This window comes from Streptomyces sp. NPDC031100 (assembly GCF_055570785.1).
This window is the reverse complement of the sequence record NZ_JBVIGN010000003.1, coordinates 531,632-558,225: the sequence shown is the minus strand read 5'-3', so window position 1 is coordinate 558,225 and position 26,594 is coordinate 531,632. Positions and strand designations below refer to the sequence as shown.

The 26,594-nt window shown below is 71.1% G+C and carries 21 protein-coding genes; 8 read left to right on the top strand and 13 right to left on the bottom strand.

Annotation, left to right across the window (positions count from 1 at the left end; all coding sequences use genetic code 11):
- Positions 1-16: 16 nt before the first annotated feature.
- The 7 genes from ACZ5DS_RS10425 to tkt are packed head-to-tail and all read right to left on the bottom strand — an operon-like array spanning position 17 to position 8,910.
- Positions 17-610: a histidine phosphatase family protein gene (locus ACZ5DS_RS10425; RefSeq protein WP_468235764.1), complete on the bottom strand. Its 594-nt coding sequence runs from the start codon at positions 608-610 to the stop codon at positions 17-19.
- Positions 611-616: 6 nt separating this feature from the next.
- The gene (gnd, locus tag ACZ5DS_RS10420) at positions 617-1,495 is read right to left on the bottom strand and encodes a phosphogluconate dehydrogenase (NAD(+)-dependent, decarboxylating) (protein WP_468235763.1); all 879 of its coding nucleotides are present in this window, start codon (positions 1,493-1,495) and stop codon (positions 617-619) included.
- A gap of 2 nt (positions 1,496-1,497) precedes the next feature.
- Positions 1,498-3,156, bottom strand: coding sequence for a glucose-6-phosphate isomerase (pgi, locus tag ACZ5DS_RS10415; RefSeq protein ID WP_468235761.1), 1,659 nt, complete (start codon positions 3,154-3,156; stop codon positions 1,498-1,500).
- A gap of 1 nt (position 3,157) precedes the next feature.
- The gene (gene opcA / locus ACZ5DS_RS10410; protein ID WP_468235760.1) at positions 3,158-4,084 is read right to left on the bottom strand and encodes a glucose-6-phosphate dehydrogenase assembly protein OpcA; all 927 of its coding nucleotides are present in this window, start codon (positions 4,082-4,084) and stop codon (positions 3,158-3,160) included.
- Complete coding sequence (gene zwf, locus ACZ5DS_RS10405) at positions 4,081-5,673, bottom strand: glucose-6-phosphate dehydrogenase (protein WP_468235759.1); 1,593 nt, start codon at positions 5,671-5,673, stop codon at positions 4,081-4,083. The genes opcA and zwf overlap by 4 nt, the downstream gene beginning before the upstream one ends.
- Positions 5,673-6,815 carry a transaldolase gene (gene tal, locus ACZ5DS_RS10400; RefSeq protein WP_468235757.1) on the bottom strand — a complete coding sequence of 381 codons (1,143 nt, stop codon included), beginning with the start codon at positions 6,813-6,815 and terminating at the stop codon, positions 5,673-5,675. The genes zwf and tal overlap by 1 nt, the downstream gene beginning before the upstream one ends.
- 19 nt (positions 6,816-6,834) lie before the next feature.
- Positions 6,835-8,910: a transketolase gene (gene tkt / locus ACZ5DS_RS10395; RefSeq protein ID WP_468235755.1), complete on the bottom strand. Its 2,076-nt coding sequence runs from the start codon at positions 8,908-8,910 to the stop codon at positions 6,835-6,837.
- 154 nt (positions 8,911-9,064) lie between these two features.
- Between tkt and ACZ5DS_RS10390 the strand changes: the two genes are divergently transcribed.
- Both ACZ5DS_RS10390 and ACZ5DS_RS10385 read left to right on the top strand, forming a co-directional pair.
- Positions 9,065-9,955, top strand: coding sequence for a helix-turn-helix domain-containing protein (locus ACZ5DS_RS10390; protein ID WP_468235754.1), 891 nt, complete (start codon positions 9,065-9,067; stop codon positions 9,953-9,955).
- Positions 9,956-10,028: 73 nt separating this feature from the next.
- Positions 10,029-10,463 carry an SAM-dependent methyltransferase gene (locus ACZ5DS_RS10385; RefSeq protein WP_468235753.1) on the top strand — a complete coding sequence of 145 codons (435 nt, stop codon included), beginning with the start codon at positions 10,029-10,031 and terminating at the stop codon, positions 10,461-10,463.
- A gap of 49 nt (positions 10,464-10,512) precedes the next feature.
- On the opposite strand, the gene ACZ5DS_RS10380 is transcribed toward ACZ5DS_RS10385, so the two are convergent.
- Positions 10,513-11,913, bottom strand: coding sequence for a glycoside hydrolase family 16 protein (locus ACZ5DS_RS10380; protein ID WP_468235752.1), 1,401 nt, complete (start codon positions 11,911-11,913; stop codon positions 10,513-10,515).
- Between the two features lie 748 nt (positions 11,914-12,661).
- Here ACZ5DS_RS10380 and ACZ5DS_RS10375 point away from each other — a divergent pair.
- Positions 12,662-15,331, top strand: a complete 2,670-nt coding sequence (locus ACZ5DS_RS10375; RefSeq protein WP_468235750.1) for an FAD/NAD(P)-binding protein — start codon at positions 12,662-12,664, stop codon at positions 15,329-15,331.
- Between the two features lie 34 nt (positions 15,332-15,365).
- Here the strand turns inward: ACZ5DS_RS10375 and ACZ5DS_RS10370 are convergent, their stop codons facing one another.
- Complete coding sequence (locus ACZ5DS_RS10370) at positions 15,366-16,190, bottom strand: DUF817 domain-containing protein (RefSeq protein ID WP_468235748.1); 825 nt, start codon at positions 16,188-16,190, stop codon at positions 15,366-15,368.
- 183 nt (positions 16,191-16,373) lie between these two features.
- Between ACZ5DS_RS10370 and ACZ5DS_RS10365 the strand changes: the two genes are divergently transcribed.
- Positions 16,374-17,669 carry a lipase family protein gene (locus ACZ5DS_RS10365; RefSeq protein WP_468235746.1) on the top strand — a complete coding sequence of 432 codons (1,296 nt, stop codon included), beginning with the start codon at positions 16,374-16,376 and terminating at the stop codon, positions 17,667-17,669.
- A 112-nt stretch (positions 17,670-17,781) separates the two neighbouring features.
- On the opposite strand, the gene ACZ5DS_RS10360 is transcribed toward ACZ5DS_RS10365, so the two are convergent.
- On the bottom strand, positions 17,782-18,201 hold the full coding sequence (locus ACZ5DS_RS10360; RefSeq protein ID WP_468236406.1) for a MarR family winged helix-turn-helix transcriptional regulator: 420 nt from the start codon (positions 18,199-18,201) through the stop codon (positions 17,782-17,784).
- Positions 18,202-18,399: 198 nt separating this feature from the next.
- Here ACZ5DS_RS10360 and ACZ5DS_RS10355 point away from each other — a divergent pair, with 198 nt between their 5' ends.
- Genes ACZ5DS_RS10355 through ACZ5DS_RS10340 form a run of 4 tightly spaced genes read left to right on the top strand, consistent with a single transcriptional unit; the run spans position 18,400 to position 22,168 of the window.
- Positions 18,400-19,317, top strand: coding sequence for an SDR family NAD(P)-dependent oxidoreductase (locus tag ACZ5DS_RS10355; RefSeq protein WP_468235745.1), 918 nt, complete (start codon positions 18,400-18,402; stop codon positions 19,315-19,317).
- On the top strand, positions 19,317-20,192 hold the full coding sequence (locus ACZ5DS_RS10350) for an amidohydrolase family protein (RefSeq protein ID WP_468235743.1): 876 nt from the start codon (positions 19,317-19,319) through the stop codon (positions 20,190-20,192). The genes ACZ5DS_RS10355 and ACZ5DS_RS10350 overlap by 1 nt, the downstream gene beginning before the upstream one ends.
- A gap of 10 nt (positions 20,193-20,202) precedes the next feature.
- Entirely contained in the window at positions 20,203-21,699 is a 1,497-nt protein-coding gene (gene menE / locus ACZ5DS_RS10345; protein WP_468235741.1) for an o-succinylbenzoate--CoA ligase, read from the top strand.
- A gap of 13 nt (positions 21,700-21,712) precedes the next feature.
- Positions 21,713-22,168 carry a MaoC family dehydratase gene (locus ACZ5DS_RS10340; RefSeq protein WP_468235740.1) on the top strand — a complete coding sequence of 152 codons (456 nt, stop codon included), beginning with the start codon at positions 21,713-21,715 and terminating at the stop codon, positions 22,166-22,168.
- A 7-nt stretch (positions 22,169-22,175) separates the two neighbouring features.
- Here ACZ5DS_RS10340 and ACZ5DS_RS10335 read toward each other — a convergent pair whose 3' ends face one another.
- Genes ACZ5DS_RS10335 through ACZ5DS_RS10325 form a run of 3 tightly spaced genes read right to left on the bottom strand, consistent with a single transcriptional unit; the run spans position 22,176 to position 26,555 of the window.
- Entirely contained in the window at positions 22,176-23,018 is an 843-nt protein-coding gene (locus tag ACZ5DS_RS10335) for a hypothetical protein (protein ID WP_468235738.1), read from the bottom strand.
- Positions 23,018-24,691 (bottom strand): PHP domain-containing protein, encoded by a 1,674-nt coding sequence (locus ACZ5DS_RS10330; RefSeq protein ID WP_468235737.1) that lies wholly within the window; start codon positions 24,689-24,691, stop codon positions 23,018-23,020. Before ACZ5DS_RS10330 ends, ACZ5DS_RS10335 begins: the two co-directional genes overlap by 1 nt.
- Positions 24,692-24,719: 28 nt before the next feature.
- Positions 24,720-26,555, bottom strand: a complete 1,836-nt coding sequence (locus tag ACZ5DS_RS10325) for a LamG-like jellyroll fold domain-containing protein (protein ID WP_468235735.1) — start codon at positions 26,553-26,555, stop codon at positions 24,720-24,722.
- Positions 26,556-26,594 lie beyond the last annotated feature (39 nt).

Here is a 26,594-nt window from a genome sequence, read left to right as displayed (position 1 = left end):
AGTGTCAACTGCCCGCTTACGGGCGTACGTTCCACTCGGTGATGACCGGCCGGCCGTGCTCCGTGGAGAGTCGGCTGACCGTGCCGGTCGCCAGTTGGAACAGGCGGCCCTCTGCGGGCGGCAGGCCCAGTCGGCGGGCGGTGAGCACCCGCAGGAAGTGGGCGTGTGCCACCAGGATGACGTCACCGGTGTCCGTGGCAAGCGCCTTCTCCACCCGGGCCAGTACCCGGTCGGCACGGGCCCCGATCTGTTCGGGTGACTCGCCGGGGTGACCTTCGGGGCCGGGGGGTACGCCGTCGGTCCACAGGTCCCAGCCGGGGCGGGCGCGGTGGATGTCGACCGTGGTGACACCCTCGTAGCCGCCGTAGTCCCACTCGTGCAGATCGGGGTCGGGTACGGCCCCGGTCAGGCCCGCCAGTTCGGCGGTGCGGATCGCGCGGCCCAGCGGGCTGGTCAGCGCGAGGGCGTAGGTCCGTCCGGTGAGCAGCGGAGCGAGGGACTTGGCCTGTTCCTCGCCGTGCGCGGTGAGGGGCAGGTCGGTCCAGCTGGTGTGCCGGCCCGACACGCTCCACTCCGTCTCGCCGTGGCGGACCAGCAGGAGGTCCCCCACGGCTGCTCAGTCCTTCTTCTCTACGGCGTGCCCGCCGAACTGGTTGCGCAGCGCCGCGATCATCTTCATCTGCGGGGAGTCGTCCTGCCGGGAGGCGAACCGGGCGAAGAGGGAGGCGGTGATCGCCGGGAGCGGTACCGCGTTGTCGATGGCGGCCTCGACCGTCCAGCGGCCCTCGCCGGAGTCCTCCGCGTACCCGCGCAGCTTCTCCAGGTGTTCGTCCTCGTCCAGGGCGTTGACCGCGAGGTCCAGCAGCCAGGAGCGGATGACGGTGCCCTCCTGCCAGGAGCGGAACACCTCGCGGACGTTCTCCACCGAGTGGACCTTCTCCAGCAGCTCCCAGCCCTCGGCGTAGGCCTGCATCATGGCGTACTCGATGCCGTTGTGGACCATCTTCGAGAAGTGCCCGGCGCCGACCCGGCCGGCGTGGACATAGCCGTAGGGGCCCTCCGGCTTGAGCGCCTCGAAGACGGGCTTCAGGCGCTCCACGTGCTCCTTGTCGCCGCCGACCATGAGGGCGTAGCCGTTCTGCAGGCCCCACACCCCGCCGGAGACGCCCGCGTCGACGAAGCCGATGCCCTTGATGCCGAGTTCGGCGGCGTGCTTCTCGTCGTCCGTCCAGCGGGAGTTGCCGCCGTCCACGACCACGTCACCGGGGGAGAGCAGGTCCTTGAGCTCGTCGATGACGGTCTGGGTGGCGGTGCCGGCCGGGACCATCACCCAGATCGTGCGCGGCGCGTCGAGCTTCTCGACCAGTTCTTCGAGGCTCTTGACGTCGGAGACTTCGGGGTTGCGGTCGTAGCCGATGACGGTGTGGCCGGCGCGGCGGATCCGCTCGCGCATGTTGCCGCCCATCTTGCCGAGACCGATGAGACCGAGCTGCATGATCAGTTCTCCTGAGCGTTCTTGAGAGTGCGGTAGGCGGCGACGAGGGCCGTGGTGGAGGGGTCGAGACCGGGCACGTCGGCGCCCTCGGTCAGTGCCGGTTCGATGCGCTTGGCGAGGACCTTGCCCAGCTCGACGCCCCACTGGTCGAAGGAGTCGATGTCCCAGACGGCGCCCTGCACGAACACCTTGTGCTCGTAGAGGGCGATCAGCTGGCCGAGCACGGACGGGGTCAGCGCCTCGGCGAGGACCGTGGTCGTGGGGTGGTTGCCGCGGAAGGTGCGATGCGGCACCTGCTCCTCGGGCACGCCCTCCGCACGGACCTCCTCGGCCGTCTTGCCGAAGGCGAGGGCCTGGGTCTGGGCGAAGAAGTTGGCCATCAGCAGGTCGTGCTGGCCCTTGAGATTACCGCTCAGCTCGGCGACCGGCTCGGCGAAGCCGATGAAGTCCGCCGGGATGAGCTTGGTGCCCTGGTGGATCAACTGGTAGTAGGCGTGCTGCCCGTTGGTGCCGGGCGTGCCCCACACCACCGGCCCGGTCTGCCACTCCACGGGACGGCCCTGCCGGTCCACCGACTTGCCGTTGGACTCCATGTCCAGCTGCTGGAGATACGCCGTGAACTTGGACAGGTAGTGGCTGTACGGCAGCACCGCGTGCGACTGGGCGTCGAGGAAGTTGCCGTACCAGATGCCCAACAGGCCGAGAATCAGCGGTGCGTTGGACTCGGCAGGCGCGGTGCGGAAGTGCTCGTCGACCAGGCGGAAACCGTCGAGCATCTCCCGGAAGTGGTCCGGTCCGACGGCGATCATCAGGGACAGGCCGATCGCGGAGTCGTACGAATAGCGGCCGCCGACCCAGTCCCAGAACTCGAACATGTTGTCCGGGTCGATACCGAACTCGGTGACCTTCTCGGCGTTGGTCGACAACGCCACGAAGTGCTTGGCGACCGCCTTCTCGTCGCCCTCCAGGCCGTCGAGCAGCCAGGAGCGGGCCGAGGTGGCGTTGGTGATCGTCTCGATGGTGGTGAAGGTCTTGGACGCGACGATGAAGAGGGTCTCGGCCGGGTCCAAGTCCCTTACGGCCTCGTGCAGGTCGGCGCCGTCCACGTTCGACACGAACCGGAACGTCAACTCCCGTGCCGTGTACGCGCGCAGGGCCTCGTAGGCCATCGCGGGGCCGAGGTCGGAGCCGCCGATGCCGATGTTGACGACGTTCCGGATCCGCTTGCCGGTGTGGCCGGTCCACTCGCCCGAGCGGACCCGCTCGGCGAAGCCGGCCATCTTGTCCAGGACGGCGTGCACGCGCGGGACGACGTTCTCGCCGTCGACCTCGATGACCGCGTCCCGCGGGGCGCGCAGGGCGGTGTGCAGGACGGCCCGCCGCTCGGTGATGTTGATCTTCTCGCCGCGGAACATGGCGTCCCGCAGCGCGAACACGCCGGTGGCGGTGGCGAGTTCCTGGAGGAGGGCCAGGGTCTCGTCGGTGATCAGGTGCTTGCTGTAGTCGATGTGCAGATCGCCGACCCGGACGACGTACCGCTCGGTGCGGCCGGGGTCCGTGGCGAACAGCTCACGCAGCTGCGGCTGCCCCTCGGCGCGGTGGTCGGCGAGGGCCGTCCACTCGGGCCGGTTGACGAGCTTCGGGAACTCGGAATCTGCCATCTCAGGCGTTCTCCTTGGTGGCCTCGCCCCTGAGGGCGATGGCGTACATCTCGTCGGCGTCGAGGCGGCGCAGCTCCTCGGCGATGAGTTCGGAGGTGGGGCGCACCTTCAGGGCGAGGGTGCGCGGCGGCTGGCCCGGCAGGGACAGGGTCGCGAGGGGCCCGGCGGGGCGGTCGATGACGACCTCGCCGTTCCCGGTGCCGAGGCGCACGGCCGTGACGAACGGGCCCCCGGAGACCACCCGGTTCACCGGGACGTTCAGGCGGGCCTGCAACCAGCGCGCCAGAAGCTCGGCGCTGGGGTTGTCCGCCTCGGCCTCCACGGCCGCTGACGTCACCTTCTCCCGGGCCTGGTCGAGGGCTGCGGCCAGCATCGACCGCCACAGGGTCAGCCGGGTCCAGGCGAGGTCGGTGTCGCCGGGCGCGTAGTTGCGCACGCGGGTCTCCAGGACCTCCAGTGGCCGCTCGACGGCGTACAGGTCGGTGATCCGGCGCTGGGCGAGCGCGCCGAGGGGGTCCTTGGACGGGGTGTCCGGCGCCTCCACCGGCCACCACACGACCACCGGGGCGTCCGGCAGCAGCAGCGGCAGGACCACGGAGTCGGCGTGGTCGGACACCTCGCCGTAGGTCCGCAGCACGACCGTCTCGCCGGTGCCGGCCTCCGAGCCGACCCGGACCTCGGCGTCGAGGCGGGACGCGGTGCGGTCGCGCAGGGTGCGCGCGTGCCGTTTGATGACGACCAGGGTCCGCATGGGGTGCTCGTGCGAGGCGTCCTCGGCGGCCTTGATCGAGTCGTAGGCGTTCTCCTCGTCCGTGACGATGACCATCGTCAGGACCATGCCCACGGCCGGGGTGCCGATGGCGCGGCGGCCCTGCACCAGCGCCTTGTTGATCTTGCTTGCCGTGGTGTCGGTCAGGTCGATCTTCATGGCCTGCGCCAGCTCCGTCCGTCTCGTGCGAGCATCTCGTTTGCCTCTTCCGGACCCCAGGTGCCCGACGGGTACTGAGCCGGCCTGCCGTGCTTCGCCCAGTACTCCTCGATCGGGTCGAGGATCTTCCAGGACTCTTCCACTTCCTGGTGACGGGGGAACAAATTGGCGTCGCCGAGCAGTACGTCCAGGATGAGCCGCTCGTACGCCTCCGGGCTGGACTCCGTGAACGACTCGCCGTAGGCGAAGTCCATGGACACGTCCCGGATCTCCATCGAGGTGCCCGGCACCTTGGAGCCGAAGCGGACGGTCATGCCCTCGTCGGGCTGGACGCGGATGACGATCGCGTTCTGACCCAGCTCCTCGGTGGCGGTGGAGTCGAACGGGGAGTGCGGGGCCCGCGTGAAGACCACCGCGATCTCGGTGACCCGGCGGCCCAGCCGCTTGCCGGTGCGCAGGTAGAAGGGGACGCCCGCCCAGCGGCGGTTTTCGATGCCGAGCTTGATCGCGGCGAAGGTGTCGGTCTTCGACTTGGGGTCGATGCCGTCCTCCTGGAGGTAGCCGACGACCTTCTCGCCGCCCTGCCAGCCGGCCGCGTACTGGCCGCGCACGGTGTGCCTGCCGAGGTCCTCCGGCAGCCGCACCGACTTCAGCACCTTCAGCTTCTCGGTGAGCAGCGCCTCCGCGTCGAACGCGATCGGCTCCTCCATGGCGGTCAGTGCCATCAGCTGCAGCAGGTGGTTCTGGATGACGTCACGGGCCGACCCGATGCCGTCGTAGTAGCCGGCCCGGCCGCCGATGCCGATGTCCTCGGCCATGGTGATCTGCACGTGGTCGACGTAACTGCGGTTCCAGATCGGCTCGTACATCTGGTTGGCGAAGCGCAGCGCCAGGATGTTCTGGACCGTCTCCTTGCCCAGGTAGTGGTCGATGCGGAAGACCTGCTCGGGCTCGAACACGTCGTGCACGACCGCGTTCAGCTCCTGCGCCGACTTCAGGTCGTGGCCGAACGGCTTCTCGATGACCGCCCGGCGCCACGAGCCCTGCGGCGGGTTGGCCAGGCCGTGCTTCTTCAGCTGCTGCACGACCTTGGGGAAGAACTTCGGCGGGACGGAGAGGTAGAAGGCGAAGTTGCCGCCGGTGCCGCGGGAGGCGTCCAGCTCCTCGACGGCCTGCTTCAGCTGCTTGAAGGCTGTGTCGTCGTCGAAGTCGCCGGGGATGAACCGCATGCCCTCGGCGAGCTGCTGCCACACCTCCTCGCGGAACGGGGTCCGGGAGTGCTCGCGTACCGCGTCGTGCACGACCTGCGCGAAGTCCTGGTCCTCCCAGTCCCGGCGGGCGAAGCCGACGAGGGAGAAGCCCGGCGGCAGCAGGCCGCGGTTGGCCAGGTCGTACACGGCCGGCATCAGCTTCTTGCGGGACAGGTCACCCGTCACGCCGAAGATGACCAGGCCGGAGGGGCCCGCGATGCGGGGCAGCCGGCGGTCGCGGGCGTCCCGGAGCGGGTTCACCCAGTCGGCGGCGGGGGCGAGCGGAACGGGCACCTCCGCGGTGGGGGGCGTCTCCGGTTCCGGAGCCTTGGTCGTCATTACGCGTCAACTCCCTTGCTTTCCAGGGACTTGGTGACGGCGTCCAGCAGGTCCTGCCAGGCCGTCTCGAACTTGGCGACGCCCTCGTCCTCCAACTGCTGGACGACCTCGTCGTAGGAGATGCCGAGCCGCTCGACGGCGGCGAGGTCCGCGCGGGCCTGCGCATAGCCGCCGGTCACCGTGTCACCGGTGATCTCGCCGTGGTCGGCGGTGGCCTTGAGCGTGGCCTCCGGCATGGTGTTCACGGTGCCGGGCGCGACCAGCTCGTCCACGTACAGGGTGTCCTTGTACGCGGGATCCTTCACGCCGGTGGAGGCCCACAGCGGGCGCTGCTTGTTCGCCTGGACACCGGCGAGCACCAGCCACCGCTCGGACGCGAAGACCTCTTCGTACGCCTCGTAGGCGAGCCGTGCGTTGGCGAGTGCCGCCCGGCCCTTGAGCGCGCGGGCCTCGTCGGTGCCGAGGGCGGTCAGCCGCTTGTCGATCTCGCTGTCCACGCGGGAGACGAAGAAGGACGCCACCGAGTGGATCTTCGACAGGTCCAGGCCGCGCTCCTTGGCCTTCTCCAGGCCGGCCAGGTAGGCGGCCATGACCTCGCGGTAGCGCTCCAGCGAGAAGATCAGCGTGACGTTGACGCTGATGCCGAGGCCGATGACCTCGGTGATCGCCGGGAGGCCGGCCCGGGTCGCCGGGATCTTGATCATCACGTTGGGGCGGTCGACCAGCCAGGCCAGCTGCCTGGCCTCGGCGACCGTCGCCACGGTGTCGTGGGCGAGGCGGGGGTCGACCTCGATGGAGACCCAGCCGTCGCGGCCCTCGGAGGCGGTGTACACGGAATCCAGGATGTCGGCTGCTGCCCGCACATCGGCGGTCGTCGTCATCCGCACGGCCTCGTCGACCGTGACACCCCGTACGGCGAGGTCGGCCAGCTGCTCCTCGTATCCCTCGCCGGAGCCTATGGCCGCCTGGAAGATCGACGGGTTGGTGGTGACGCCGACGACGCCGCCACTTCGCACGAGCTCGGCCAGGCCGCCCGAGGTGATCCGCCTCCGCGACAGGTCGTCCAGCCAGATCGACACGCCTTCGTCGGCGAGCCGCTCGAGGGCTCCGGGGGTCGCGATTGCTTCGGTCACAGTGATCATCTTTCTGGTCGCGTCGGTATCAGGCACGCGCCGCGGCCAGCGACTCGCGGGCAGCGGCGGCGACGTTCTCGGGGGTGAAGCCGAACTCGGCGAACAGTGTCGTCGCATCGGCGGAGGCACCGAAATGTTCGAGGGAGACAATCCGACCTGCGTCCCCCACGAACCGGTGCCACGTCAGACCGATACCGGCCTCGACGGCGACACGGGCCTTCACGGCCGGCGGCAGCACGCTCTCGCGGTAGGCGGGCGACTGCTCCTCGAACCACTCCACGGACGGCATCGACACGACCCGCGTGCCGATCCCCTCGGCCTCCAGCTGCTCCCGTGCGGCGACGGCCAGCTGCACCTCGGAGCCGGTCGCGATGACGATCACCTCCGGGGTCTCGGTCGAGGACTCGCGCAGCACATAGCCGCCCTTGGCCGCGTCCTCGTGGGGCGCGTACACCGGCACGCCCTGGCGGGTCAGCGCGAGCCCGTGCGGTGCCGGGTGGGTGGCGTGCCTCTTCAGGATCTCGGCCCAGACGATCGCGGTCTCGTTGGCGTCCGCCGGGCGGACGACGTTCAGGCCGGGGATCGCGCGCAGCGAGGCCAGGTGCTCGACCGGCTGGTGCGTCGGGCCGTCCTCGCCGAGGCCGATGGAGTCGTGCGTCCACACGTACGTCACCGGCAGCTGCATCAGCGCCGACATACGGACGGCGTTGCGCATGTAGTCGGAGAAGACCAGGAAGGTGCCGCCGTAGATGCGGGTGTTGCCGTGCAGGGCGATGCCGTTCATCTCCGCGGCCATCGAGAACTCGCGGATGCCGAAGTGGACGGTACGGCCGTACGGGTCCGCCTCGGGCAGCGGGTTGCCCTGCGGCAGGAAGGAGCTGGTCTTGTCGATGGTGGTGTTGTTCGAGCCGGCGAGGTCGGCGGAGCCGCCCCACAGCTCGGGCAGGACCGGGCCGAGCGCCTGCAGCACCTTGCCGGAGGCCGCGCGGGTCGCGACCGACTTGCCCTCCTCGAACACGGGCAGGGCGTCCTCCCAGCCCTCGGGCAGCTCGCCCTTGCTGATCCGGTCGAACAGCTGCGCCCGCTCCTCGTCGGTCGCGCGCCACTCGGCGATCCGCTTGTCCCAGGCCGCGTGCGCCTCGGCGCCCCGGTCCAGCGCCCGGCGGGTGTGCTTCAGGACCTCGTCCGTGACCTCGAAGGACTGCTCCGGGTCGAAGCCGAGGACGCGCTTGGTGGCGGCGATCTCCTCCGCGCCGAGCGCGGAGCCGTGGGAGGCCTCGGTGTTCTGGGCGTTCGGGGCCGGCCAGGCGATGATCGTGCGCATCGCGATGATCGAGGGCCGCTCGGTCTCGGCCTGGGCCGCCTTCAGCGCCGCGTACAGGGCGGGTACGTCGACGTCGCCGTCGGCGGTGGGCTCGATGCGCTGGGTGTGCCAGCCGTAGGCCTCGTACCGCCCCAGCACGTCCTCGGAGAAGGCGGTCGCGGTGTCGCCCTCGATGGAGATGTGGTTGTCGTCGTAGAGGAAGACCAGGTTGCCGAGCTTCTGGTGGCCCGCCAGGGAGGATGCCTCGGCGGAGACGCCCTCCTCCAGGTCGCCGTCGGAGACGATCGCCCAGATGGTGTGGTCGAAGGGGGAGGTGCCCTCGGGGGCCCCGGGGTCGAACAGGCCGCGCTCGTAGCGGGCGGCCATCGCCATGCCGACGGCGTTGGCGACACCCTGGCCGAGCGGCCCGGTGGTGGTCTCGACTCCGGCGGTGTGCCCGTACTCGGGGTGACCCGGCGTCTTGGACCCATGGCTCCGGAACGCCTTCAGATCGTCCAGCTCCAGCTCGTACCCGGCGAGGAAGAGCTGGGTGTAGAGGGTCAGCGAGGTGTGGCCGGGGGACAGCACGAAGCGGTCACGACCGGTCCACTCCGGGTCGGCCGGGTCGTGCCGCATCACCTTCTGAAAGATCGTGTACGCGGCGGGGGCCAGGCTCATCGCGGTGCCCGGGTGGCCGTTGCCGACCTTCTGCACGGCGTCGGCCGCGAGAAGCCGGGCGGTGTCCACGGCACGCCGGTCGAGGTCGGTCCACTCGAAGCCGTCGGATGTCTGCGTGCTCATCTTCAAGAAGTCCTCGTTCAATGCGTGATTGCGGCCGGACGCGTTCAAAACTAAAAGTCTGACTTTTTAGAAGGAAGGGTGAGGTGTGTCAGCCTGTGGTGAATCTGGGACAGTGATCGCGCGACAGGGACGGCACGAGCAGGACATGCGAGACATGGCGGGCAGAACACACCAAGGCGACGGTGAGGGGATCAGAACCTTCCCCTTCCCGGCCGAGCTGGCCGTCGGCGGCGTCGGCATGCAGATCGGCCCGATGGGAACCGACCGCACCTGGCACGCCGATGCCCCGCTGCACCGCGTCCACCGCATCGACTTCCACGTCGTCATGCTCTTCACCGAGGGCCCCGTCCGGCACATGGTCGACTTCGCCGAGTACGAGGCCGCGGCCGGCGACCTGCTGTGGATCCGCCCCGGACAGGTCCACCGGTTCTCCCGGACCAGCGACTACCGCGGCACCGTCCTGACCATGCAGCCCGGCTTCCTGCCCCGCGCCACCGTCGAGGCCACCGGCCTGTACCGCTACGACCTGCCGCCGCTGCTGCATCCCGACCCGGCCCAACTCGCCGCGCTCCAAGCGGCTCTCGACCAACTGCGTCGCGAGTACGAGGACACCGCCACGCTCCCGCTGAGCCTGCACACCGCCGTGCTGCGGCACACCCTGACCGCGTTCCTGCTGCGCCTCGCCCATCTCGCGGCCAGCTCGGCCGAGGCGTCCCGGCAGCAGTCGGACACCACCTTCACCCTCTTCCGGGACGCGGTCGAGCAGGGCTTCGCCACCAACCACAGCGTCAGCGCCTACGCCGATGCTCTCGGTTACTCCCGCCGCACCCTCGTCCGCGCGGTCCGCGCGGCCACCGGCGAGACCCCGAAGGGCTTCATCGACAAGCGGGTCGTCCTGGAGGCCAAGCGCCTCCTCGCCCACACGGACATGCCGATCGGCCGCGTCGGGGCGGCCGTGGGCTTTCCCGACGCGGCGAACTTCTCGAAGTTCTTCCATCTGCACACCGGCGTGACGCCGGTGGCGTTTCGGGTGGAGCTGCGGTAGCCGTGGCTGTGCTCGTATGTGACCGGAGGTTGCCTGGAGTGCGCCTCGGCTGTTCGGCGCTTACCTTTTGACCATGCCGAATGGTCTGTCCCCGCGCCTCGCCGCGATCGTGGATGCGCTTCCCCTTCAGCCGCATTCCCGCGTTCTCGAAATCGGCTGCGGGCCCGGGGCGGCCGCACGAGCAGTCGCAAGGCGACTCACCACCGGGCACATCCTGGCCATCGACAGATCCGCCACCGCCATCACCCAGGCGGAGACCGCCGCGGTGGAGGAGATCATGTCGGGCCGTATGAGTGTCCGTCAGGTCTCGGCCGAACACTTCGTTCTGCAACCACACGAGGAGCCGTACGACATCGTGTTCGCCGTCCGCGTCGGTGCCCTCGACGGGCGACACCCCGAGGCCGGTCAGCAGGTGCTGCAGCGTATCGCCAGGGCGACCAGGGCAGACGCCCGGCTCTTCATCGACGGTGGCGATCCACTGCGCGAACTGCCCATCCCGCGGCCTTAACAGGTCGGGGTGCCCCGTGGGATCTTGCTCACGGGGCCCCACACTCCTGTCAGTGACCGAAGTCGAACCAGTTCACGTTCACGAAGTCGGCGGGCTGGCCGCTGGTGAACGTCAGGTACACGTCGTGCGTGCCGGTCACCGAGCCGATGTTCGCCGGGATCGTCCGCCAGCTCTGCCAGCCTCCGGTGTTGGCCAGCGCGAAACTGCCGATCGGGGCGTTGCTGCGGCTGTCGAGGCGTACCTCCACCAGGCCGCTCACCCCGGATGCGGCGCCGCTCGCCACCCGACCGTAGAACTGGGTGGCCGGCGTGGAGCCGAAGTCGACGCCCTTGTAGAGCGCCCAGTCGCCGTTCGCGAGGTAGCCGATGTCCTGCCCGCCGCCGGTGTCCGTGGTGGTCTCGGTGATCACGCCGGACTGGCCGTCGTGGGACTCGGCCTGGATGGCGCTGTAGGCGTCCCGGTTGCCGGAGGGCGGGGGAGTGGTGCCGCCTCCGCCGCCCGAGGACTGGAGCACCTGCACGTAGTCCACGACCATGGGGTGGTTCGGCTCGGTGCCGGCGTCCGGGCCGCCGCCGAAGGCGGCCGGGAAGCCGCCGCCCATCGCCACGTTCAGGATGAGGAAGAAGCCGTGGTCGGTGGCGTTGGCCCAGGTCGTCGCGTCGACCTGGTTGGCCTTCACCGTGTGGAAGTTGACGCCGTCGAGGTAGAAGCGGATCTCCTCGGGGCTGGTCGAGCGGTCCCACTCCATCGCGTAGGTGTGGAAGCCTGCCTGACAGGTGCTGCCGGTGCACGAGGTCGAGTTGCCGATGCCGGAGGTCTCGTTGCAGGGGCCGCCCGGGTTGGTGCCGCAGTGCATGGTGGCCCAGTCGGTGTTCAGGCCCTGCACGTTCTCCATGATGTCCAGCTCGCCGACGCTCGGCCAGTTCCAGTAATTGCCGCGGAACGGTGAGCCGAGCATCCAGAACGCCGGCCAGTAGCCCTTGGCGGCGGCGCCGGTGACGTTCGGAAGCTGGATGCGGGCCTGCACGCGCAGGGTGCCGCCGGCCGGGGGCTGGAAGTCGGTGCGGGTGGTCTCGATGCGCCCGGAGGTCCAGTTGCCGGACGCGTCGCGGCGCGGGGTGATGAGCAGGTTGCCGCTGCCGTCGAGCGAGACGTTACTCGTGCCGGAGGTCATCGTCTCGACCTCGCCGGTGCCCCAGCCGGCCGCGCCGCCCGGGTACGAGGTACCGGTGTCGTACTGCCAGTTGGACGTGTTGACGCCGGATCCCGCCGAGCCGTTGAAATCGTCCAGGAAGACCTGGGTCCAGCCGGACGGGGGCGTGGGGGCGGAGGCGTTCGCGGGTGCGGTGGCAGCCGTCGCGACCGCTGCGGCCACACCGAGCGTGGCGACGACGGCGACCAGCGCGCGGCGGAACGCGCGGGGTCTGGGTATGCCGGAGGATTCGCTCATGAGGGAGGGCCTCTCGGGTACGGAGGGGTGTGCGGGAGTCCTTTGAGAGCGCTCCCATGGTGGGTTGAGAGCGCTCTCAGGGTGCCGCCAATGTGCTCCCCGCCCCTGAGGTCGTCAAGAGTTAAAGCGGAGAAAGTCCTTTCGCCGCAGGGGAGTTCACCCCATGAAGCCTCCCGCACCGGCTCGGGGCGGCTCAGACCTCGCTGCCCGGCCGTGGTCCTTCCGTCCCGGCGGACCGTCATGGTCTTCGCGGCCAGGTCGACCGTGCTGATCTGCTCGCGGCCGATGTGGAAGGTGACGTCCTTGTGTCGTTGTACGAGCCCGCGCGGGCGTGACCGTGATGGTCGCCTTCTTGGTCGTGGCGGCCCGCGCGGACGCCGCGGCGCCCTTGCCGTCCGAGGCCGCCGAGGCGTCGGCGGACGAGCTGCAGCCCGTGAGGGCCGCGACCGGCAGCGCCCCGAGCGCGGTGATGATCCCGCGCCGGGACCACCGTCCGGACTGCCACCCCGGCCCGTTCGATATGTGCGAGACGCCCACGACACTTGCCGGGATTACGGTGAGGACGCGCCACCCGATACGGCCGGAAAACGATTGTCCGGACCCCTCCGGGTATGAACAGATTGTGAACGGCCGACCGGCGTCCTGAGCCTCCGGTGAGATCCCCGGCTCCGCATGGCTCCCCCGCCGACCCGATCGGACGAGTTCGCAGCAGTGCCGACGCAGTTGACCGACCCCGCCGGAGGTATCCGTGACCGAAGTCCGCAAGCGGCACACCGTGGCCATCGTCGGAGCCGGCGCGGCGGGCGCCCTGACCGCCGTCCAGCTCTGCGAGACGGCGACCCGCCGACGGACTCCCCTCGACGTCGTCCTGGTCGACCCGGCCCCGGAAGCGGGCCGCGGCACCGCCTACGCCACCCCCGACCCGCGCCACCGCCTCAACGTCCCCGCGGGCAACATGAGTGCCTACCCCGACGACCCGGGACACCTCACCCGCTGGCTGTGCCGGCACGGCGAACCCTCCGTCACCGGCGCCGACTTCGCCACCCGGTACCGCTACGGCGCCTACCTCGCCGACACCCTCGGCCAGGCCGTCGTCCGCTCCCACGGCACGGTGGCCGTACGCCGGCTGCGCACCCGCGCGGAGAACTGCACCGGCACCCCCGACGGCAGGGTGGAGCTCCGCCTGGCCGACGGGGGACACCTGACCGCCGACGCCGCCGTCCTCGCCACCGGCCCCGCGGCCCCGACCGCCGCATGGGCTCCGCCCGCCCTGCGCGCCTCGCCTCGCTTCGTCGGCGCGCCGTGGGCGCCGGGTGCCCTGGACGGCGCCCTGGACTGCACCGACGACGTACTGCTCGTGGGCACGGGCCTGACCGCCGTCGACCTCGCCCTGACCCTCGACCGCCCCGGCCGCACGGTGCACGCCCTCTCCCGCAACGGCCTGCTGCCCCAGCCGCACGCACTCGGCCCGGCCGGAGTGATGCCCGCGCCGGAGGACCTGCACGACACGTCCCTGGGCAGGCTGCGCCGCGCCGTCTACCGTCACCTCAGCCGCTCGGTCCGTACCCACGGTGACTGGCGCCCCGGCCTCGACAGCCTCCGCCCGCACATCACGCGCCTGTGGCGCAGCCTCACCCCAGAGGAGCGGGAGGAGTTCCTCGCCCGCGAGGGCGCCCTGTGGAACACCCACCGCCACCGCATGGCCCCCGCCACCGCCGAGCACGTCTCCCGGGCCCGCACCGCCCGCCGCCTCCAGGTCCACACGGGCACGGTCGTGCGGGCCACCGCATCCGACGGCGGACCGCTCGCCGTCGAGCTCTCGGGCGGCCGTACGCTGCACGTGGGCTGGGTGGTCGACTGCACCGGCCCCGGGCGGAGCCTCGGCGACCCGCTGTGGCGTGCGCTGTTCGCGTCAGGCATGGCGGTTCCCGGCCCGCTGGGCATGGGTGCCGCGACCCGGGACGGCCGCCTCCTCGACGCCCTGGGCGATGCCGGGCTCCCCCTGTTCACGCTCGGCGCCCCGCGCCGTGGCGAGCTGTGGGAGACCACCGCCATCCCCGAAATCCGCGTCCAGGCGGCCGAGTTGGCCCAGCAGCTGCTGGCGCCGCTCACCCCGAAGCCGCGCAGGAGCCGCCGTCCCGTCGACGGGTACGGCCTCGCCCTGACCACCCACGCGGAGGCGGCCGCCGCCTACCGCACGGGACTCGACCGGATCCTCAAGGTCCGGTCCGGAGCCGAGGACGCCCTCACCCGCGCGGTCGCCCTCGACCCCGGCTTCGCCCTCGGCCATGCCGCCCTCGCCCTGCTGGGCCACGAGAGCTCGGCCGCCGTCGACGTACCCCGCGCCCTGGCCGACGCGCAGCGCTGCGCCCGCGAGCGGGCCGACGAGCGCGAGCGCTCCTTCGTGGACGTGGTCACCCGCCGGATCATCGGCGACGACGGGGACGAGGCGCTCGTACGACACCTGCGGACGTACCCCGCCGACGCGCTCGCGCTCGCCGCCGCCGTGCCCACCATCGCCTTCTCCGGTGTCAGCGACCTGCACGACGACGAGGCGCTCGGTCTGCTCGAGCTGACGTCACCGGCGTACGACGGGCACTGGTTCCACACCTCGCTGCTCGCCTTCCTGCGGCAGGGGCAGGGCCGGCTCCACGAAGCGGGCGAACTCGCCCACCGGGCCCTGGCCGCCGAGCCGGCCTCCGGGCACGCCGTGCACGCCCTGGCCCATGTGCACTACGAGTCGGGCGCGCACGAGGCGGGCCGCGACTGGCTGGAACGCTGGGTGTCGGGGCGGGGCCGGGGCGCGGTCCACCGGGCGCACTTCTCCTGGCACATCGCCCTGCACGAACTGGCCCTCGACGACCCGGCCGCGGTCCGTAGGCGCTGGTTCGCCCAGCTCGCGCCGGGCCGGGTGACCGGAATGCGGGCCCTGGTCGACTCGGGGTCGCTGCTGTGGCGGGCACGGCTCAGCGACAGCTGGGAGGGCGAACTGCCCACCGCGGACGTGCTGGACTCGGTCGGGCGCGAGGTGCTGGAGCGGCCGGCGACCGCGTTCACCGCGCTGCACGCCGCGGTCGCCCTGACCGCCGCCGGGGACCTGCCCGCGCTGCGCAGGCTGCGCGACCACGCGTCGGGTGCCGATCCGGTGCAGCGGGAGATCGTCGCGCCGCTGTGCGAGGCGTTCGCCGCGCTCGTCGAGGAGCGCTTCCAGGAGGCGGCCCGCGGGCTCTACGCGCTACTGCCCGAGCTGCGCAGGGTCGGCGGAAGCGCGGCCCAGCGCGAGGTCGTCGAGGAGACGCTGCTGTACGCGCTGGTGGCGGACGGCCGCTGCGATGCGGCCCGCCGGCTGCTGGACGCCCGCCTCGACCGCAAGCCGGCGCCCCGCGACCGCCGGTTGCTGGCCGCACTGCCCGGCTGACCGGACGCCCGTCTCCACCGGGGCCTCGATTCGATCACGTGTCGGAAACGGGCCCCGTCACGCTCCCCCCTGCCCGGGTGGGTGCCCTCGACCGGCCGAACGCCGCGAGGACGAACGTGACGCTGATGAGCAGGGCCCACGCGCCGAACTTGCCGAAGTCGACGGGCTGCCAGCCGTGGAGCTGGTACGGGTAGCGCCACGCGCCCACGTAGGTGGCCAGGTTCTCCGCCAGCCAGAGGAAGAACCCGATCAGGGCGAAGGACAGCGCGAGCGGCATGTGCCGCCGTGTCCCGCGGACGGTGAAGTGCACGGACGTACGCGCGGTGACGGCCACGAGGAGGGCGGCGAGCGGCCAGCGGGCGTCGGGCAGCCAGTGGTGGCTGAAGAAGTTGATGTAGACGGCGGCGGCCACCAGCGCCGTCGCCCACGGCCGGTAGCGGACCACCTCCAGGTCGAACAGGTGCCAGGCCCGGCAGACATAGCTGCCGACGGCCGCGTAGAGGAAGCCCCCGTACAGCGGGACGCCCGCGAACTTCAGCACGGCCGGTTCCGGGTAGCTCCACGAGCCGAGAGAGACCTTCACCAGCTCGAAGGCGAGACCGATGACATGGCAGGCGGCGATGACGGCGACATCGCGTCCGCTCTCCCAGCCGCGCCGCCAGAACAGCAGCGTGAGGAACAGGCCGTAGCCGACGAGCAGGTCGTAGCGGGCCACCGGCAGAGGCGGCAGCAGGGCGGACGCCGCCACGCCGGACAGCAGGGCTATGGCGAAGGCGCAGGACCGGGCCTGTGTCCAGGTGAAATCGAGCAGTTGGCCGACCGGAGAGGCCGGAAGACCGGCCGGGTTTGTAGTGGGCATGGTGATCAAGAGGACGACGCCCGGCCCTTTTCCGGTTGCGCTGCGACGCTAGTCACCGGCGCACAGCCCTGCCCCGCCGGTTCATCATCCTCTAACTATCAGCGCTTACTTACGGTTCCGTAACCTCACGGCCTGCTCAGCATCACGTACCTCTTCACCCCACGGAAGGGACGCTCTGAGGTGATGTCACACAGGTCGAAGAAGCCGCTGCCCAGGAGAGCCGCGCTGCTCGCCGCCGCCGGCCTGCTCGGCGGACTGCTGACCGTGCCGGCGGCGACCGCGTCGGCCGGAACGCCTGAGGCGTGCTCCGCCGCGGACGCCGACATATACCGGCCCCCGGACCGCGCCACCGCCGAGCCGGGTGCCGTCGTCGCCTGCCGCCGGGTCGACGCGCTGCCCATGCTGGTCGGCGGCCCCGCGGTGGACGCCTGGAAGGTGCAGTACGGCTCCACCGACGGGCGGGGCCGGCGGGTCTCCGTCGCCGGCACCGTCGTCGTACCGCACAAGCCGTGGACCGGACCGGGCGAGCGGCCGCTGGTCGCATTCGTGCCCGGCACCCTCGGCATCGGACCGCAGTGCGCGTTCTCCAAACAGCTCGCGGGCCAGTACCAGGACGCCTACGAGGTCCCGAACATCGCGGCCCTGCTCAACGCCGGTTACGCCGTGGCCGCGACGGACGGCCAGGGATACCTGGACGGCCAGGTCCACCCCTACGCCTCCGGGGTCGAGGCGGGCCATGCCGCCCTCGACATGGCCCGCGTGGCCTCCCGGGTGCCCGGCACCGGGGTGAGTCCCGAGGCCAAGGTCGGGATCTGGGGCTACTCGGAGGGCGGCTCCGGCAGCCTGTGGGCGGCCCAGCTCGCCCGGTCGTACGCCCCCGAACTGCACGTCGTCGGCGCGGCCTCCGGCGGGATCCCCGCCGACCTCACGCAGGTGGCGAGCAACCTCGACGGGCAGTTCTTCGCCGGGTTCCTGGTGGACGCGTTCATCGGACTGTCCGTCACCCACCCGGACCTGCCGTTCGACGACCTCCTGAACGACAGCGGCCGCAAGGCCGTCAAGGACGCCGAATCGCTGTGCGCGGCCGGCACCGTGAGCCGCTTCCCGGGCACACGGATCGAGCACTACACCAAGGACCGGCTGACGCTCGACCAGATCTACGCCCTCAGCGGCCCGGACGGCACCACCTGGGGCGACGCCGTCGACGCCAACACGCTGGGGGCGGGGGTCGGCACACCCCGCTCCGGCGCCCGCTACGAGATCGGCTTCCCGGTGTTCCAGTACCGCGGCCTGCTGGACGAGGTGATCCCCGCCCGGACCGCGAGCGCGACCCGCCGCGCCTACTGCGCCGCCGGCATCAGCACCCGCTGGAGCGCGTACGCGGGCGACCACCTCACCAGCGACCCGAACGCCATCGGCGATGTGGTCGACTGGCTGGGCGACCGGTTCGACGGCAAGGCGGACACCGGCAACTGCTGATTCGTCACCCGGCACAGCCGTACCGCAGAGGTCCCCGCGCCCGGAGCCCACGGGCGCGGGGACCTCACCCGGTGCAGACGACCTCCGCGCCGTCGCGCACCTGACCGGCCGCTCATGGCCGGTCCGCGACCCGCAGCAGCAGAGCGTGCAGTGTCTCGCGTTCCGCCGCGTCCAGCTGGTCCAGCAGGTCGTTCGTCACCCTGCGGCCCGCCTCGTCGGTGTCCCGCAGGAAGGTGCGGCCCCCCTCGGTCAGGACGACGATCCTGCTGCGCCGGTCGTCGGGGGAGGGGCGGCGCTCGGCGAAGCCCAGCTTCTCCAACTCGTCGACCAGACCCACGATCGCGCTCGGGTCGTAGCCGAGCCGGGTGCTCAGCTCGCGCTGGAGCGCACCCTCGGAGGTGGCGAGGAAGCGCAGCACCGCGTAGTGCCGCAGCCGCAACCCGGACTCCTGCAGGAACGCGTTGAACATCTGCCCGGAGCGCAGGCCGAGGCGGTACAGCAGATAGCCCGTGTCCGCGTGCAGCCCGCGCATCCACGGCTCGTCCGCGTCGATCGGGCTCGGGTTCTTCGTGTGCCGGCGGGTGATGGCGGGCCCCCTGGTCTCGGTCCGTTCGGTGGTGCGCATCCCAGCATGCCGTATCCGAAGGACGATAACAACTATTGACGACAACAATTATTGCTCTTAGCTTCGATCTCGAAGTCGCCTGCATGCGAACGAAGGGACCCGCTCGTGCCTCCCGTCGATCTCACCGGAAAGGCCGCCGTCGTCACCGGCAGCGGCCGGGGCCTCGGCCTCGCCTATGCCCACGCCCTCGCCGCCCACGGCGCCTCGGTGGTCGTCAACGACATTGACGACGCCGTGGCCGAGGAGGCCGTCAAGTCCATCACCGAGGCCGGCGGCACCGCCGTCGCCGAGGTGGTCCCGGTCGGCACCGCCGAGGCCGCCGACCGCCTCGTACACCGGGCCGTTCAGGAGTTCGGGCGGCTCGACATCCTGGTCACCAACGCCGGCATCCTGCGCGACAAGGTGCTGTGGAAGATGACCGACGAGGACTTCGACGCGGTGGTCACCACCCACCTCAGGGGCACGTTCACCTGCGCCCGTGCCGCCGCCGTCCGCATGCGCGAGCAGGGCGCGGGCGGCACGCTGATCCTGGTCGGCTCCCCGGCCGGGCAGCGCGGCAACTTCGGGCAGACCAACTACGCCGCCGCCAAGGCCGGCATCGCCGCGATGGCCCGCACCTGGGCGCTGGAGCTGGCCCGCGCGCAGATCACCGTCAACGCGATCGTGCCGGTCGCCGCGACCGCGATGACCCAGACCATCCCGGCCTTCGCCCCGTACGTCGAGGCGCTGCGCGGCGGCACCCCGCTGCCGGACTTCCTGCGCAAGGGCGAGGGCTTCGGCACCCCCGAGGACTGCGCGGCCCTCGTGCCCTTCCTCGCCTCCGGGGCGGCACGCGGGATCACCGGCCAGGCCATCGGCATCGGCGGCGACAAGGTGGCGCTCTGGTCGCATCCGCAGGAGATCCGGGCGGCGTACGCGGACGGCGGCTGGAGCCCCGAGGCGCTCGCCGATGCCTGGCACACGTCGGTCGGTGCCGAGCCCCAGACGGTCGGCATCCCCGCGCCGAAGGTCCCGGAGGCGTGATGGACATCGAGAACCTGGTCGCGATCGACGTCCACACCCACGCGGAGGTGTCCTCGAAGGGTCACTCCTCCCTGGACGACGACCTGCACGCCGCCTCCGCCGCCTACTTCAAGGTCGAGGGGAGGCGGAAGCCGACCCTCGAGGAGACGGCCGCCTACTACCGCGAGCGGAAGATGGCCGCCGTGATCTTCACGGTGGACGCCGAGTCCGCCACCGGCACCGCGCCCGTCCCGAACGAGGAAGTGGCGGAGGCGGCCGCCGCCAACACGGACGTGCTCATTCCCTTCGCCTCCATCGACCCCTTCCGCGGGAAGGCGGGCGTGCGGCAGGCCCGGCGGCTGGTCGAGGAGTACGGGGTGAAGGGCTTCAAGTTCCACCCCGGCATCCAGGGCTTCTTCCCCAACGACCGTGCGGCGGCCTACGCGTTGTACGAGGTGATCGAGGAGACCGGGACCATCGCCCTGTTCCACACCGGCCAGACCGGCATCGGCGCGGGCGTGCCTGGCGGGGGCGGCATCCGCCTGAAGTACTCCAACCCCCTGTACGTGGACGATGTCGCCGCCGACTTCCCCCATCTGAAGATCATCCTGGCGCATCCCTCGTTCCCTTGGCAGGACGAGGCCCTGGCCGTCGCCACGCACAAGCCGGGCGTGCACATCGACCTGTCCGGCTGGTCGCCGAGGTACTTCCCGCCGCAGCTGGTGCAGTACGCCGACACGCTGCTGAAGGACAAGGTCCTCTTCGGCTCCGACTTCCCCGTCCTCACCCCCGACCGCTGGCTCGCCGACTTCGCGAAGCTGCCCGTCAGGGACGAGGTGCGGCCGAAGATCCTCAAGGAGAACGCCGCCCGGCTGCTCGGGCTGACGAAACCGTAGGGGGCGTCAGATGCGCAACGAGGGACTGGGGTCGTGGCCCGCACGCCGGGCCCGCAAGACCCCGCACCGCACCGCGCTGATACACGGTGACCGGTCGACGGACTACCGCACCTTGCACACACGCACCACCCGTCTCGCCCATGCCCTGCGCGCCCGGGGCGTCCGCCGCGGCGACCGCGTCGCCTACCTCGGCCCCAACCACCCCGCCTACCTGGAGACACTGTTCGCCGCCGGCACGCTCGGCGCGGTCTTCGTCCCCCTCAACACCCGCCTCGCCGACCCCGAACTCGCCTTCCAGCTCGCCGACTCCGGCGCCCGGGTCCTCGTCCACACCCCCTCCCGCGGCGCGCCGCCCGAGACCCCGGAGGTCCGTACGTACGTCGAAGTGGGCACCGCCTACGAGGAGTTGCTGGCCTCGGCGAGCGACGAGCCGATCGACGAACCCGTCACCCCCGACGACACCTGCATCCTCATGTACACCTCGGGGACGACCGGCCGGCCCAAGGGCGCGATGCTCACTCACGGCAACCTCACCTGGAACGCGGTCAACGTCCTGGTGGACACCGACCTGACCGCCGACGAACGCGCCCTGGTCTGCGCCCCGCTGTTCCACACGGCCGGCCTCAACATGCTGACCCTGCCGGTCCTGCTGAAGGGCGGCACCTGCGTCCTGGCGGAGTCCTTCGACCCGGAGGCCACCTTCGACCTGATCGAACGGCACCGGATCACCTTCATGTTCGGCGTGCCGACCATGTTCGACCTGATCGCCCGGCACCCGCGCTGGCCGGACGCCGACCTGTCCTCGCTCAGGATCCTCACCTGCGGCGGCTCACCCGTGCCGACCCCGCTGATCGCCGCCTACCAGGAACGCGGGCTCACCTTCCTGCAGGGCTACGGCATGACCGAGGCCGCGCCCGGCACCCTGTTCCTGGACGCCGAGCACGCGGTGAGCAAGGCCGGCTCGGCAGGCGTACCGCACTTCTTCAGCGACGTCCGGGTGGTCCGGCCCGACCTCACCCCGGTGGACGTGGGCGAGACCGGCGAGGTCGTCGTGCGCGGGCCGCACGTCATGTCCGGCTACTGGGGGCTGCCCGAGGAGACGGCCGCCTCCTTCGCGGAGGGCTGGTTCCGCAGCGGGGACGCGGCCCGGGCCGACGCGGACGGATACGTGTACATCGTCGACCGCATGAAGGACATGATCATCTCCGGTGGGGAGAACATCTACCCCGCCGAGATCGAGGACCTGCTGCTCGCCCACCCCGCCATAGCGGAGTGCGCGGTCATCGGCGTCCCGGACGACAGGTGGGGCGAGGTGCCCCGCGCGGTCGTCGTCCCCCACGAGAGTGGGGCACTCGACCCGGGCGAGGTGCTGGCCTCGCTGGCCGGACGGCTCGCCAAGTACAAGATCCCCAAGTCGCTGGTGGTCGCGGACGCCCTCCCGCGCACCGCCTCCGGAAAGCTGCTCAAGTCCCGGGTGCGCCGGGACTTCGGCCGCCAACTCCCGTAAGGAAAGGCACCTCATGACCGTCACCGTCAACGGCCTGGACGGGCTGAAGAAGCTGGCCGGCAGCGACCTCGGCACCAGCGAGTGGATCGAGGTCACCCAGGAACGCATCGACACCTTCGCCGACGCCACCGGCGACCACCAGTGGATCCACGTGGACCCCGAACGCGCCAAGGACGGCCCCTTCGGCGCCCCGATCGCGCACGGCTACCTCACCCTGTCCCTGTTCATCCCGCTCTTCACCGAGCTGCTGGACGTCCAGGGGGTGACGACCAAGGTCAACTACGGTCTGAACAAGGTGCGTTTCCCCGCCCCGGTGAAGGCGGGCTCACGCATCCGGCTCGCCGCGAGGCTCGCCTCCGTCGAGGACGTGCCGGGCGGGGTGCAGATCGCCGTCGACGGCACGATCGAGGTGGACGGCGGCGGGAAGCCCGCCGCCGTCCTGCAGAGTCTCTCCCGCTTCTACGCGTGAGAGGCGGCTACTGCTGCCGGTAGGCGTACACGGTCGTCGCGACCGCGCACACGCCCGGCGGGATCACCTCGGCCCGCAGGGTGGCGCTGCCCGGGTCGTAGTCGACGCCCTCCGCCTCGAACGTGCCCGTGCACACGCTCTGTTGCGGAAGCCCGAACAGGCTCGTCACGGCTCCGGTCACCGGCTTGCCGTCCAGCGGGTGCGGGAGGTCGACCTGGAGCAGCGGCCTGCTCTGCGGGAAGAGCGCGCCGGAGGCGTCGTCCGAGGCGCACAGCAGCCGGGTGGCGGTGACGAAGTCACAGCCCTGGATGTCGCGCACCGGCCTGTCCAGGCTGACCTGACCGGCCTGGGCCAGCGACCCGCCGGTGGCCGGCGTGGCCGGGTTCAGCAGGGGTGCCGGGAACACCTGGAGCCGGTTCTGGTCGCCCCACTCGCCCGACACCAGCCACTGGCCGTCGGGCGAGACGGTCGCGAAGGAGTTGTTCACCTTCTCGCCCGGGTCCAGCGGATGCACGTAGTCGTACCGCTTCCCGGACGGCGTGGTGACCGCGTACAGCTTCGCGGTGGCCGTGTCGGCGCCCTGGTAGGCGTCGAAGACGTAGCCGCGCGCGATGTCCGGGTCTCCGACGTGGTTCCAGCCCTTGATCCTGAGGTCCAGCGGGATGTCCAGCAGACCGCGGTGCAGCAGCGACCCGTTCGCCCGGCTCGCGAGCCCCTGCCCGCCGCCCAGGGTGTCGGTGTACGACGTCCCGGCCGGCGCCCACTGGGGGCCCTCGGCGGCGGAGGCGCTCGGGGCGCCGAGCGCGAGCGCTCCCAGTAAGGCGGTGAGGGTGAAGAGATGACGCTTCATCAGGCTCCTGCCACGTCGACGAAGATGGGGTTGGAATAGAACCACGTATCGATCCACGGGTCACCGTTCCCGGGCTGGTGCGGGATCGGCCCGTGCGGGTCGATCGCAGCGCCGAGGTAGCCGGTGCCGTTCCGGTTGCCGTCGCTGCCGCGCAGCCGCACGTAGAAGGACTCGTCGCCCGCGGTCAGCGGGATGCGCAGGGTGTACGTGCCGGTGCGACCGCTGACGTCCTCGGTCTGCACGACCTTGGTGTCGGGCGCCCGCCAGCTGTCGCGGTCGGCCGCCGGGCCGCGCACCGCACCCCGGATCACGTCGACATGCGCCAACTGGGGCAGGATTCCCTGCGGGTTGGCCCGTGAGGCGGTGGTCACCGTCACGTACAGCGTGAGCTTCTCGCCCTTGCGGACGCGCAGTCGTCCGCCCAGCGTGACGCCGCGCCCGAAGTCGCAGTCCCGCTTCAGGCGCACGTCGAGCCCGTCCAGCAGGTGCCCGTGGTCCAGCCAGATACGGCCCGCGCGCAGGCCCGCCATCACGGCGCGGTAGCCGTAGCGGGTCACACCGACGTGGGTGCGGCTGAACTCGCCGGGCCAGAAGTCGCTGCCGGGCTGCGGGGTGTCCGTGTTCACCGGGTCGGGCAGCTTGCCGGTGTTGTCGAAGTTCTGGCCGGGCTGCCAGTCGCCGTTCTTCCAGGTGTCGAAGACCGTGCGGTGGTTGTCGGAGTTGGTGGTGATGGAGAACAGCCTGCCCTCGGCCAGCATCGAGTCCCACAGCCCGCCGACGGTCGCCGTCGCCCAGTCGAAGCCGCCGTAGGTGACGTAGGCCTCCGCCGGGTAACCGGCGAAGGAGTTGGCGGACGGCTTGTTCTCGTACTCGCCGCGGATCGAGGTGGTCGCGCCACGCCAGCCGGGGATCGCCGCGCCCTGAGCGCCGGGCGCCCCCTCCATGCCGATCACGATCTCGGGAGCCGCGTCGCGCCAGTTGCGCATCTCGTGCGGGGAGTCGATGCCGAGGCGCAGCGGGTGGTTGGCGAGGACGAGGACGTCGTCGACGTACCCGGTGCGGCGCTGCTCGGCCAGCCACTGAATGGCCTTGACGGCGTGTGCCTCGTTGCGGGCCGTGTTCGCGTTGCCCGGCGCGCCGTCCGTGTAGCCCAACAGCTTGCCGTCGTAGGCGAGTTCGAACTGGGTGAGCAGGTCGGCCTCGTTGGGGCCGGGGGCGGCGAAGACCGTGCAGTGCTCGGCGGCCGGGATGTACCACTCCAGGCCCTGGAAGATCAGCTGGCGCGGGTTCTCGGCGCGGGCCTTGAGGATCTCCTGGTGCTCCAGCTGCGCGCCGTAGTGGGCGTGCCCGAAGTTGGAGTGCTCGTTGAACACCATCCAGTCCAGGCCGTACCTGGCGGCGGCCTGGGCCTGCTGGGAGAACGTGTACTTCGCGTCGTGGCTGTACACGGAGTGGACGTGGTGGTCGCCGACCAGGTAGGCGAGGCGCGGGTCGTCGCCGCCGAGTTCCGGCTTGCCGGAGGCGAAGGCGGGCGTGGCGGCCGAGCCGAGGGTGAACGCGGCGCCGAACAGGCCGGCGCGGAGCAGGAGTCCGCGTCTCGACACGCCCTGGGCGTCGAGGGATGCGGGGGAGACGGACGGGTCGGCCCAGGCGGGCAGCTGCTGCTCGGTCATGATCGTCGAAGGCTCCTCTTCGAGGGCGTCAGTGGTTCATGAAGGAGGTGACGGGCAGTGCCCGTGCGACGATCCGGACGTCGCCGAGGCGGCCGTGCAGGATCTGGTCGATCTTCCCGGCGTACTCGTAGCCGCCGAGCAGCCACGGCAGCCCGAGCGAGGTGAGCCCGACGGCGGCGGCGTGCGGATTGCGGGCCACGGGACAGCCCTGGACGTACATCGTCGTGTGCCGGCCGTCGTTGACGACGGCGAGGTGCCACCAGGTCTCGCGGGCGGTCTCGTCACCCCAGTTGGTGGCGATGCCCTGCTGGTTGAGCGGACGCACCGCCCACTGCGGCCCGGGCCCGTCGGAGATCGACAGCGTGGCGAGCGGCTCGTCCGGATCGTCCGCGGTCTTGCCGGCGGCTCCACCCGTGCCGGTGCGGCTGAGGAGCCCCGCCCACGCGTGGTGCGAGGCGTCCCAGTCGGCGGGCAGCCAGTAGAAGGCCTCGATGGTGTAACCGCTCCTGAACGTCGCGGTGTTGAGCGGCGCCCCGTCGACCGTCTTCAGATAGGCACCCTTCAGCGGCGACTTGTAGCCCGTGAACTCCAGGCTGCCGTGGCCGGGCTGGTCCGGGTGGTGGTCCGCCGACCAGCCGAGCGAGCCGCCGCCCACCGATACCGGCACGAGGTCGTTGCCCCGCCCGGACAGGTCGCGGACCGTGCCGGACACGGGCGCGTCGAAGCGCCAGTACGCCAGGGTGCCGGGGACGACCAGCTGCGAGGCGGGCCGGGCCGGGCGCGCCGGCACCGGGTCGAAGCCGGAGAAGCGCTCCGCGAAGTCGATCTCGACGGAGAAGCGGTCCGCGTCCCCGCTCAGCTCGATCTCCTGCCGCTCCAGCTCGTTGAGCCCCTTCGCGGCCCGGCCGAGGATCCACGGGGAGATCGTCTCCACGTCGATGACGTTCCGGTCGAGGTCGAAGCGGTACAGACGGATCATCGCCGCGCCGCCGAAGTAACGGTTCTGGTAGTTCGTCAGGTGGAGGTGTACGTCGTTCCCGGCCGCGTTCTTGCGGGTGGCGCGGCCCGCCGGCCAGAAGTGCCCGTTGAGGGTGAGGAAGATCTGGTCGTGATCCTCGATCAGCTGGTCCCACAGCTTCTGCCCGTAGGCGGAGAGGGTGTCGTCCTCGGAGACCAGCTCGTGGGTGGTGAGAACGACCGGCGTCTTCGGGTGCCGGGCCAGCACGTCCCGGGCCCACGCGTACCCCTTCGCCGACAGCCGCCAGTCCAGGGCGAGCACCATCCACTCCCGTCCGGCCGCCCGGAACAGGTGGAAGGTGTTGTAGCCGTCGGGCGAGGCACCGCCGAAGGTCGCCTTGTCCGCGAACCGCTGCGGCCCGAAGGCGTCCAGATACGGTGTCGTACCGCGCTGGTCGTCCGTCGAGGACCGCACGTCGTGGTTGCCCGCGACGACGCTGTAGCCCACGCCCCGCCGGTCCAGGATCCCGAACGCCGCGCTGATCGCGGCGACTTCCTCCTCGGCACCGTTCTGGGTGAGGTCGCCGAGGTGGGTGAGGAACACGATGTTCTCGGCGTCCTCGCCCTCGCAGCGCTCCAGCAGGTAGCGCAGGGAGGCCTCGACGGGCGCCTGGTCGATGCTGGGGCCGTCGAAGAGGTACTGGGTGTCGGGCATCACCGCGAGGGTGAAGCGGCGGCTGTCCGTGTCGGGCCGCCGGCTGCTCGTGGGAGCCGCCTCGGCCACGGCCGGCAGCGCGACAGAGGCGGTGGCGGCGGCACCGAGCAGCGCCGTGGCCCTGAGGAAACTGCGTCGTCCGGCTCCGGCCTGCGCGGCCTCGCCCTGGGGGTGGTCATGCGAAGTGCACACGTGTGCTCCGTGAGAGGTGAAGGGGAGAGGAGGCGTGGG